Origin of the sequence: Poseidonibacter sp. (assembly GCF_041821165.1) — a bacterium.
In the GTDB taxonomy this organism is placed as follows: Bacteria; Campylobacterota; Campylobacteria; order Campylobacterales; family Arcobacteraceae; genus Poseidonibacter.
This window is the reverse complement of record NZ_JBGUES010000082.1, coordinates 1-9,591: the sequence shown is the minus strand read 5'-3', so window position 1 is coordinate 9,591 and position 9,591 is coordinate 1. Positions and strand designations below refer to the sequence as shown.

General features: G+C 27.3%; 9 protein-coding genes. All 9 read right to left on the bottom strand.

The window, feature by feature from the left end:
• A partial coding sequence (locus ACERKK_RS07730; protein ID WP_373772505.1) for a CCA tRNA nucleotidyltransferase occupies window positions 1-1,120 on the bottom strand: 1,120 nt, incomplete at its 3' end.
• Window positions 1,056-1,916, bottom strand: a complete 861-nt coding sequence (locus tag ACERKK_RS07725; protein ID WP_373772504.1) for a mechanosensitive ion channel family protein — start codon at window positions 1,914-1,916, stop codon at window positions 1,056-1,058. The genes ACERKK_RS07730 and ACERKK_RS07725, both read right to left, overlap by 65 nt.
• Window positions 1,917-1,926: 10 nt before the next feature.
• Window positions 1,927-3,648: a proline--tRNA ligase gene (locus ACERKK_RS07720; RefSeq protein ID WP_373772503.1), complete on the bottom strand. Its 1,722-nt coding sequence runs from the start codon at window positions 3,646-3,648 to the stop codon at window positions 1,927-1,929.
• A 10-nt stretch (window positions 3,649-3,658) separates the two neighbouring features.
• Window positions 3,659-4,960, bottom strand: a complete 1,302-nt coding sequence (hemA, locus tag ACERKK_RS07715; RefSeq protein WP_373772502.1) for a glutamyl-tRNA reductase — start codon at window positions 4,958-4,960, stop codon at window positions 3,659-3,661.
• Window positions 4,961-5,860 (bottom strand): polyprenyl synthetase family protein, encoded by a 900-nt coding sequence (locus ACERKK_RS07710; protein ID WP_373772501.1) that lies wholly within the window; start codon window positions 5,858-5,860, stop codon window positions 4,961-4,963. It lies immediately after the preceding gene.
• An 8-nt stretch (window positions 5,861-5,868) separates the two neighbouring features.
• A complete protein-coding gene (locus ACERKK_RS07705; RefSeq protein ID WP_373772500.1) occupies window positions 5,869-6,171 on the bottom strand; it encodes a DUF2018 family protein in 303 nt (100 codons plus the stop codon).
• Between the two features lie 28 nt (window positions 6,172-6,199).
• The gene (gene hisD, locus ACERKK_RS07700) at window positions 6,200-7,492 is read right to left on the bottom strand and encodes a histidinol dehydrogenase (protein WP_373772499.1); all 1,293 of its coding nucleotides are present in this window, start codon (window positions 7,490-7,492) and stop codon (window positions 6,200-6,202) included.
• Window positions 7,493-8,002: a shikimate kinase gene (locus ACERKK_RS07695; RefSeq protein ID WP_373772498.1), complete on the bottom strand. Its 510-nt coding sequence runs from the start codon at window positions 8,000-8,002 to the stop codon at window positions 7,493-7,495. It lies immediately after the preceding gene.
• Between the two features lie 116 nt (window positions 8,003-8,118).
• Window positions 8,119-9,444, bottom strand: a complete 1,326-nt coding sequence (locus ACERKK_RS07690; RefSeq protein ID WP_373772506.1) for a cache domain-containing protein — start codon at window positions 9,442-9,444, stop codon at window positions 8,119-8,121.
• Window positions 9,445-9,591 lie beyond the last annotated feature (147 nt).

Here is a 9,591-nt window from a genome sequence, read left to right as displayed (position 1 = left end):
ATGATGATTTATCTAAATATAATTGAAATGGAGCTGGGTGATTTTTAACAAGTGGTAAAATAGTCTCAATAAACTTTTTTTCATTTGTAAGTCTTGATAAAAAACTTTTTGTGGGTTCAATTCCTAAACTTTCATGTTTATATGAAGTAACTCTATTTTTTATAATTTCTGTGCAAAAAGGTTTTCCTAAATCATGACAAAGAATTGCATAAAATAGATATAAAACTCTATATTCATCTTGAATATTCTCTTTTTTTATAATCTTTGCCATTTCATCTAAAGTCATTAAAGTATGAATCCAAACATCACCTTCTGGATGATACTCTTTATCTTGAGGACAAGAAATTAATGCTTGTAATTCTGGAAAGTATTTTAAAACTCCAAGTTCTCTTAGAAGTTCAAAAGCAAGTGATGGTTTATTTGACTTTAAAAATAGTTTTTTAAACTCTTCAAAAATTCTTTCTTTTGCTAAATATTTTAAATCATCATTTAAAACCATTTTTTGACATAAATCAATAGTTTTTTTATTTATTGCAAACTCAAATCTTGAAGCAAATTGAACTGCTCTATAAACTCTTAGGGCATCTTCAATAAACGTATCATCATTTATATGTTTTATGACTTTATTTTTTAAATCTTCTATACCATTAAAAGGGTCTAAGAACTCATCTTTAAAAAAATCATATCCTATTGAGTTAATTGTAAAATCACGTCTTAGAGCGGCTTCTTTATAGCTTAAATTTGCATTTGTTGTTACTTTAAAATCTTGATGACCTAGCCCAACCTTTTTTTCAGTTCGTGCAAGTGCAAAATCAAAATCATATGAATCAACTTTTAAAGTTAAAACACCAAATGACTTACCTACTAGTTTAACATTTCCATATTTTTCTAATGATTTTTGAATTTTTTCAAGTGAGTTTAGTTCAAAGATTTCTACATCATAATCTTTGCAAGTAATATTTAAAAAGTGGTCTCTAATACATCCACCTACAAGAATAGGTTTTGCTCCTATTTCTTGTAAATCATATAATATTGTTTCTAATACCTTTGGTATTTTAATCTTTGTTATAGTGATGAATATCTCTTTGAGGATAAGGAATTGAAATACCTTCTTTATCAAATGTAAGTTTTACTTGTTCTGTTAAATCAAATTTTACAGCCCAATAATCAGGTGTATTAACCCAAGCTCTAACTACGAAGTTAACAGAAGAATCAGCAAGTTCTGAAACAGCAATTGTGATTCCATTATCTACTAAAACTTTTTCATGAGAACTAACTATTGTATGTAAAACATCTTTAGCTTTTTTAATATCATCATCATATCCAATACCTACAAGTAAATCTACTCTTCTAATAGGATTTGCATTGATATTAATAATAGAACCACCTGTAATTGCACCATTTGGGATAATGATTTTTTGATTATCAGGTGTTGTAAAAATTGAATTAAAAATTCCTACTTCATTTACAGTTCCTGTAACTCCAGCAGCAGTTACAACATCACCTACTTTAAATGGTTTAAATAGTATTATCATAACACCTGAAGCAAAGTTACCTAATGAATCTTTTAAAGCAAGACCAATAGCTAAACCAGCAGCCCCTAAGATAGCTAAAAACGATGTTGTTTCAACGCCAAGTTCTGATAAAGAAGTTAATAGAACAACAATCATTAAAATGTAATAAACAATATTTACTAAAAATCTAATAAGAGTTTCATCCATACCTTTTACTTTTCGTAGAACAGTAGTTAATAGTCTTGTAAGTTTCTTAGCTAACCACTTTCCTACAAGAAAAATCACTATTGCCATAATTAAAGAAAAGGCATATCCTCCAACAATTTCAACAATATTATCAGGAAGATAAGTAGTAAAACTATCTGAAATTTTATTTATTTTATTTTCAATGATTTGTTCCATAAAACTTTCCTTATTTAATTAATTCTAAAATTGTTGAAGTTACATCTTCAATTTTAACTTCAGTTTTTTCTGATGTTTTTCTATCAATAATTTCAACTAATCCATCTTGTAATTTTTTACCAATTACAACAGCATAAGGGAAACCAATAAGTTCAAAATCACCCATTTTAAAACCAAATCTTTCTTTTGTTCTATCATCAATAATAGTTTCAACACCTGCTTTTTTAAGATTTTCATAAACTTCTAATCCTGCGTTTAACTCATCTTCTTTTTTAGCACTTGAAACAATTACATCAACCATAAATGGTGCAGTTGCTTTAGTCCATAAACAACCTTTTTCATCATGATTTTGCTCAATTACAGCTGCAACTAATCTTGAAACTCCAATTCCATAACATCCCATAATAAATGGTTGTGCTTTTCCATTTTCATCTAAGAATTTTGCATCTAAGGCTTCTGAATATTTTGTACCTAATTGGAAAATATGTCCAGCTTCAATACCTTTTGTATAAGCTAATTTTCCATCACAACAAGAACAGTTATCACCTTCTTGAACAGCAACTAAATCAGTATAATGAACATCTTTTAATGAAGATAAATCAGTATTAATTAAATGGTAATGCTCTTCATTAGCTCCACAAGCTAATCCAATTTCATTTTCAATTTCAGAATCTACTACAAATTTAATATTTTCAGGTAAATTAAATGGTCCACAATAACCTGCTGTTAATCCAGCTTCTTTAATCTCTTCTTCACTAATATCTGCTAATTCTAAAGCATTAACTGCATTACAAGCTTTTGTTTCTTCAAGTTCATCATCACCTCTTATAAAGAATACAACAACTTGTGTTTGTTCTTCAAAAACTGCTTTTTTAATAACAGCTTTTATTGTTTGTGCTTTTGCTATACTTAAGAAGTTTGCAACATCATCAATAGTTTTTAAATCTCTTGTTAAAACCTTTTCAGCAGTTGCAGGTGTATTTGTATTTTCAAACCATGCTGTAAAATGTCTTGGTTTTCTAATAGCTGCTTCAATATTAGCACCATATTCACACTCAGGACAAACAACAATTGTATCTTCACCTGAATCTGCTAATACCATAAACTCTTTTGAACCACTTCCACCAATAGCACCTGAATCTGCTTCAACTACTCTAAATTCTAAACCTAATCTTGTATACACTTTTTTATAAGTTTCTTCCATAAGATTAAATTCTCTTATTAAGTCTTCAGTTGAAGAGTGAAAAGAGTAAGCATCTTTCATTAAGAACTCTCTACCTCTCATAAGACCAAATCTAGGTCTTGCTTCATCTCTAAATTTTGTATTTATTTGATATAAATTTACAGGTAAATCTCTATATGATGTAACTCTATTTTTTACTAAATCTACAACTGCTTCTTCATTTGTAGGTGAAAGTACAAAAGATGTACCTTTTCTATCTTTAAATTTTAAAAGTTCATTACCCATAGTATTAGCTCTACCTGATTCTTCCCATAAAGAAGTTGGCGTTACAAAACCTAATTGAACTTCATTTGCACCTGCATTATCCATTTCTTCTTTTACAATAGCTCTAATTTTATCAAGAACTATTTTACCTAATGGCATAAAGTTATAAATTCCAGCACCAACTTGATTTACAAAACCACCTCTTACTAAATATTGATGTGATGGTAAAGTTGCATCCTTTGGAGCTTCTTTAGTTGTTGGCATAAACATGTTACTAAATTTCATTACTTTTTTCCTATTTTAAATTTTTTATTAGATGTTCGCATTTATATTTATCTGAAAAATCTTCATCTTCTTTATTTCCAAACATATTTTGAATTGTTCCAATTACAATATCACATTCCATATTTTTTGAAATATCTTTTAATTGTTTTGATGGTTTATGTAAGTATTCTGTTAAAATTGTTTGACAAAGTTTTCTAATATTTTCTTCATCTTCACTTCTTATAAAACCTTTTTTTATTGCATTTTTAACTTTTTTATCAATTACATCATCACCTTTTGTATAAAGATCTTTTACAATAGGTTCTATATCTAATGTTTTTAACCAATCAAAAAATTCTGCTGACATTTTACTTACTATTGAATAGGCAGTTTTTGCTTGTTCTGCTCTTAAACTCATATTTTCATTTACTATATCTTGTAAATCATCTACTGAATAGATATTTAAACCAGCCATTGAAATATCATCAATATCTCTTGGAACTGCAATATCAAACCAATATCTACTAAATAGAGTATAAGAAGTATTTTCTTCTGTAATAATTGGATAAGGTGCTGATGTTGCTGTAATCATTACAGGTACTTCTGATAATAAATTACTAAGATTTTCATAAGGTTGAACATCAATTTGCACATCAAAAGTTTTTGCTAGGTTTCTAGCTTTTGAAATATCTCTACTTGTTAAAATCACATCAAATCCAGATGAAATCAAGTGTTTTATTGTAAGTTCACTCATTTCACCTGCACCAATAACAAGTGCTTTTACACCTTTTGTATCTTTAATAATTGATTTTGCTTTAGCAACTGCTGTTGAGGCAACAGAAACAGAACCAGTTCCAAGTGATGTTGCTGTTCTTACATTTGCAGCACATTTAAATGCATAAGTCATAATTCTAGTGATTTTTGTTCCGCAGTGTTCTCTTGCTTGTGCAAATCTAAAAGCATCTTTTAATTGTCCAACAATTTGAGTTTCACCAAGAACTAAAGAGTCAAGTGCAGAAGCAACTGAAAATAGATGATGAACAGCTCCATCATTATCATAAATATCAGCTCTTTCATATAAAACATCATAATCTAAAGAAGAGTATGATGCTAAAGTTTCAATTATATGTTTTGCACTAAGTTTAATATTTAAAGAACGAGTAATTATCTCAACCCTATTACATGTTGATAATAATACTGCCTCTTTTGTTACTTCATTTGATAAGATTGCTCTTAAAAATCTATCTTTTACTTCATCACTTCCAAAAGCAAGTTTTTCTCTCATTTCAATATCTGTATTCTTATGAGAAAAACTAATTATCAAATAACTCATCTAAAACTCTCTTTCAATCATTGCTTTCATAATAAATGTTAATATTTCGCTATTTTCTTCATCTTTTACAGCATCTATTGCTTCATTTCCGATTTTTTTAGCTTGTAAGATTGAATCTTCTAAAGCTTTAGTATTTGTCATTTGTTCTTTAATCCAAATACTTTCTTCTTCTGTTAATTGTTTTTTATATAAAGATTCAAGTTTTGATTTATCTTCAACTCTTTCATGTAATAATAAATATGGAATAGTAACTTTACCTTCAACAAAATCTAACATTGCAGGTTTTCCAAGTGTTTTTGAGTCTTGAGTAATATCTAAGATATCATCAACCATTTGAAATGCAAGACCTAAATTTTTACCATATAAAGCATATTTATCTTCATCTTTACCACATAAAAGAGCTGCTGCTTTAGCAGAAGCTTCAATTAGTGAAGCAGTTTTTTTGTAAATCATATCAAAGTATTTATCATAAGATGTATTAAATGTATTTGTTAAATCAACATCTAACATCTCACCTATACTTAGTTTTGTAACAGCAGAAGAGACAGTATAAGCTATTTGTTTATCCATTTGAGTTAATTCAGTAAATGCTTTTGAGTATAAAATATCTCCAAACATAATAGATGTTTTATTATCATATAAAGCATTTACAGAAGGACTACCCCTTCTTGTATGGGCTTCATCAATTACATCATCATGTAAAAGTGAGGCTGCATGAATCATTTCTACAATTGCACACAGTTTTATACTCTCATGGCTTTCACCTGCAATTTTTAAAATTAATTTAGATCTTAACATCTTTCCCGTTGCTAATTTATCCAATAATTCTAAACTTTTTGCATCATCACACTCAACAACAAACTCTTTAATTTTATTTTTAACTAATACTAACTCTTCCACTTTTTGCCTTATGAATCTAATCTACAAATAATCTCACCAGTAAATTCAACGTAAAGACCTTTTTTTACTGCATTTACTTTTTCTTCATTATCAAAAAGATATTGTTTAATTACAGTATTAATATCAAAGTTTTCATCTTTTCCTTCTGATAATAACATCTCAAGAACTGCAACTTTTTCAATAATTTTATCAATTTCTTCTTCTACGATATCTTGAGAAGCTTCTCTACTTACATCAAAAAATTTTGATTTAGGGCTTCCCATAAAAATATCGTCTTCATCTTCGCTTAACCAATCATTAAATACTGACATTGTTTTTCCTTAGTTTCTTTTTATTTTTTTAATCTTCTAATCTAACTCTTACAGATTTTGCATGAGCTGTTAGACCTTCTGTATCTGCAAGTAAAGCACAAGCCTCACCTAATTCATTTATTGCATTTTTTGAGAAATTAATAATTGAACTTTTTTTCATAAAGTTTTCTACATTTAATGGGCTATAAAACTTAGCCGTACTTCCTGTAGGTAAAGTATGATTTGGACCTGCTATATAATCACCAATTGGTTCAGGAGTATTTTCACCTAAGAAAATTGCACCTGCATGTTTAATATATGGTAATAATTCAAAAGCATTTTGTGTCATAACTTCTAAGTGTTCAGGAGCAATAATATTCATTAAATCTATTGCTTCTTCCATACTTGAAGCTACAATAATTACACCTCTATTTTCAATAGAAGTTCTTGCTATTGTTTCTCTCTCTAAAGTTTTTAAATAATTTTCTACTTCAATTGATGTTTGTTTTGCAACTTCTTCATCAGTTGTAATCATAATAGAACTTGCCATTTCATCATGTTCAGCTTGTGATAATAAATCAATTGCTAAGTACTTAGGTTTAGCACTTGAATCTGCTAAAATTCCAATTTCAGAAGGACCTGCAATCATATCAATATTTACTTCACCAAATACTAACTTTTTAGCAGTTGCTACAAAAATATTACCTGGACCTGTAATTACATCAACTTTAGGAATAGTTTGTGTTCCATAAGCCATTGCAGCAATTGCAGAAGCTCCACCTACTTTATAAGCTTTTTTAATACCACATAAATGACAAGCTGCTAATAATAATTCATTTACTTCATTATCAGGTGTTGGAGTACATACAACTATTTCTTCAACTCCTGCAACAATTGCTGGAATTGCATTCATTAATAGTGAACTTGGATATGCAGCTTTTCCACCTGGAATGTATAAACCAGCTCTATCAACAGGTGAAACTTTTTGACCTAAAATAGTTCCATTTGATTCAAAATCAATCCAAGATTTTGGAAGTTGTTTTTCATGATATTTTTTGATTCTATCATATGCAGTGTGAAGAGCGTTTCTTAAGTTTTCATCAATGTTTTCATAGGCTTTTTGCATTTGCTTAGGACAAATCATTAAATCATCATCACTATTAACTTCCCAATTATCAAACTTTGATATATGTTTTTTTAAAGCAACATTTCCTTCTTCAACAATTTCATCAATAATATTCATAACAATTGAAGAAACACCTTTGATATCACTTTTAGCTCTTGCTAAAATATCATCAAAATCATTTTTGAAATTTACATCTTTTGTATTAATTATTTTCATTTAAATCTTCCCTAAAATCTCATCTACTATTTTTTCTAAATCTTTTTTCTCAACATCAACAATAATATCTGCAACTTTTTCATAGTCACTTACTCTTGAATCAAAAAGTTTTATTGCTTCTTCCATGTTTTGTAAAAGTGGTCTTTTTTTAAGTTTTTTATCAGCATTAGGACATTCATTTATCCTATCTAATATGCCTTGAAATGAAGATTTCAAATAAATAACTTTACCAATTTTATTTAAATTTTCTTGTTTATAAAATCCGCCACCAGTTGAAATTATTGTATTAGAAACACTATTTTCTAACCAAATAGCAGTCTTTTTTTCTAAATTTCTAAAATATGGTTCACCTTCAAGTTCAAAAATTTTTTTTATTTTTCGGTTTTCCATACTTTCAATTAGATCATCAGTATCTATTGCAAACATATCAGATTTTTTAATTAATCCTCTTGCAATTGTACCCTTGCCAACACCCATAAAACCTATTAATATTATATTGTTCTTTTTCATAGTCAGGGATTATATCCAATTTTATTTAAATTTTTATATTTGATTATATAGATGTAGAGTTTTTATAAGATATTTTTATATTATTAAACATTAAAATAAATCCTTCTAAATAAAACTTAGTCTAATTTTTTCAAACTAAGTTTAATATCAAAAGATGCTCCTTTATATGATACATTTTGATATATATATTTACTATTTGAAACTTCTAAATTACCTTTCATATGTTTTACAATTATTTCTCTTGACATATAAAGTCCTATTCCCGTACCTTGACTTTTATGTTTTGTTGTAAAATATGGTTCAAAAATTCTATTTATAATACTTTCATCTATTCCACCTGCATTATCTTTTATATTTATAGTTACAGTTCTTGAATTTGCTTTAGCACTTATAAAAATCATTCTTTTTATATTTTCATATTTTACTAATTCATCTTTTGAATTATTAATTAAATTTATTATTACTTGAATAAGTTCATTTTCATAAGAGTATATTTCAACCTCATCAATATCTTTTATTAAAACAATATCTTTAGCCAATAATTGAGCATCAAGAAGTTCAAAAGTTTTTTCAAATGTGTCTTTTATATTAAATAAAACCTTTTTCTTATTTGGACTAAAGAACTCCCTAAAATCATCAATAGTTTGAGATAAATAGTTTGATGACCTTGTAATTTGATCCATACCTTCATTAAACTCTTCATTACTTAATATATCATGCTCTTTTTTAAGTTTCATACCAGTTGATGAAATACTAATTAGATTTAAAGGTTGTCTCCATTGATGTGCAATGTTTTCAATCATTTCACCCATTGCAGCCATTTTTGATTGTTGTGCTAACATACTATCTTTTTCTCTATTTTTATTAATATGTCTTAATACTTCTCTTCTATATCTTATAAGATATTTTTCTAAGATTTTTGCTAAATAAATAGAAATAATCAAAAATATAATAGTAAAAACAATACTTATAATAAATAAATTAACAATATCTCTTTTTTTTTCTTTTTTTAGATAGTCTGATTTTTCTTTTATTTGTTTATCAAGTTCATCATCATAAAAACCAGTTGCAATTGCCCAGTTCCAATCATTAAATCCTTTTATAAAAGTTATTTTAGGAGCAGGTAAATTTGTATCTGGTTTTATAGTTCCAACATAACGAATAAAACCTTCATTGTTTTTAGCAGTTTTAATAATCTCTTGTGTAATCATAAAACCGTTTTTATCTTTTAAATTTATTCTATTTTTACCTATATATGATTTTTTAACATGAGATAAATATACTCCATCATAATCAACAACAAATACATAACCATTTGTAGAGTATTTAATAGTATTTATATATTTTAAGATTCTGTTTTTAACTTCATTTTCATAATTTTCATCATGAATATTTGTTGTTATAATCCAATTATAAGGTTCAAAAATCAAACTTAAAGAAATAGTATCGTTAGCTAATAAGCTATTCTTTTGAGTTTCATCATAAATATTTATATATAATTTATTATTGTAAAATTTATTTTGTTTGGAGGACTTTTAAATGAAGCATATTAAAACAATCAATAAGGCTAATCTTAAGAAGACTGCTGA

What these genes read in the sequence shown, in the direction of transcription:
- hemA (WP_373772502.1), bottom strand. Translation starts at nt 4,960, where the DNA reads ATGAGTTATTTGATAATTAGTTTTTCTCATAAGAATACAGATATTGAA.
- ACERKK_RS07720 (WP_373772503.1), bottom strand. Translation starts at nt 3,648, where the DNA reads ATGAAATTTAGTAACATGTTTATGCCAACAACTAAAGAAGCTCCAAAG.
- ACERKK_RS07725 (WP_373772504.1), bottom strand. Translation starts at nt 1,916, where the DNA reads ATGGAACAAATCATTGAAAATAAAATAAATAAAATTTCAGATAGTTTT.
- ACERKK_RS07705 (WP_373772500.1), bottom strand. Translation starts at nt 6,171, where the DNA reads ATGTCAGTATTTAATGATTGGTTAAGCGAAGATGAAGACGATATTTTT.
- hisD (WP_373772499.1), bottom strand. Translation starts at nt 7,492, where the DNA reads ATGAAAATAATTAATACAAAAGATGTAAATTTCAAAAATGATTTTGAT.
- ACERKK_RS07695 (WP_373772498.1), bottom strand. Translation starts at nt 8,002, where the DNA reads ATGAAAAAGAACAATATAATATTAATAGGTTTTATGGGTGTTGGCAAG.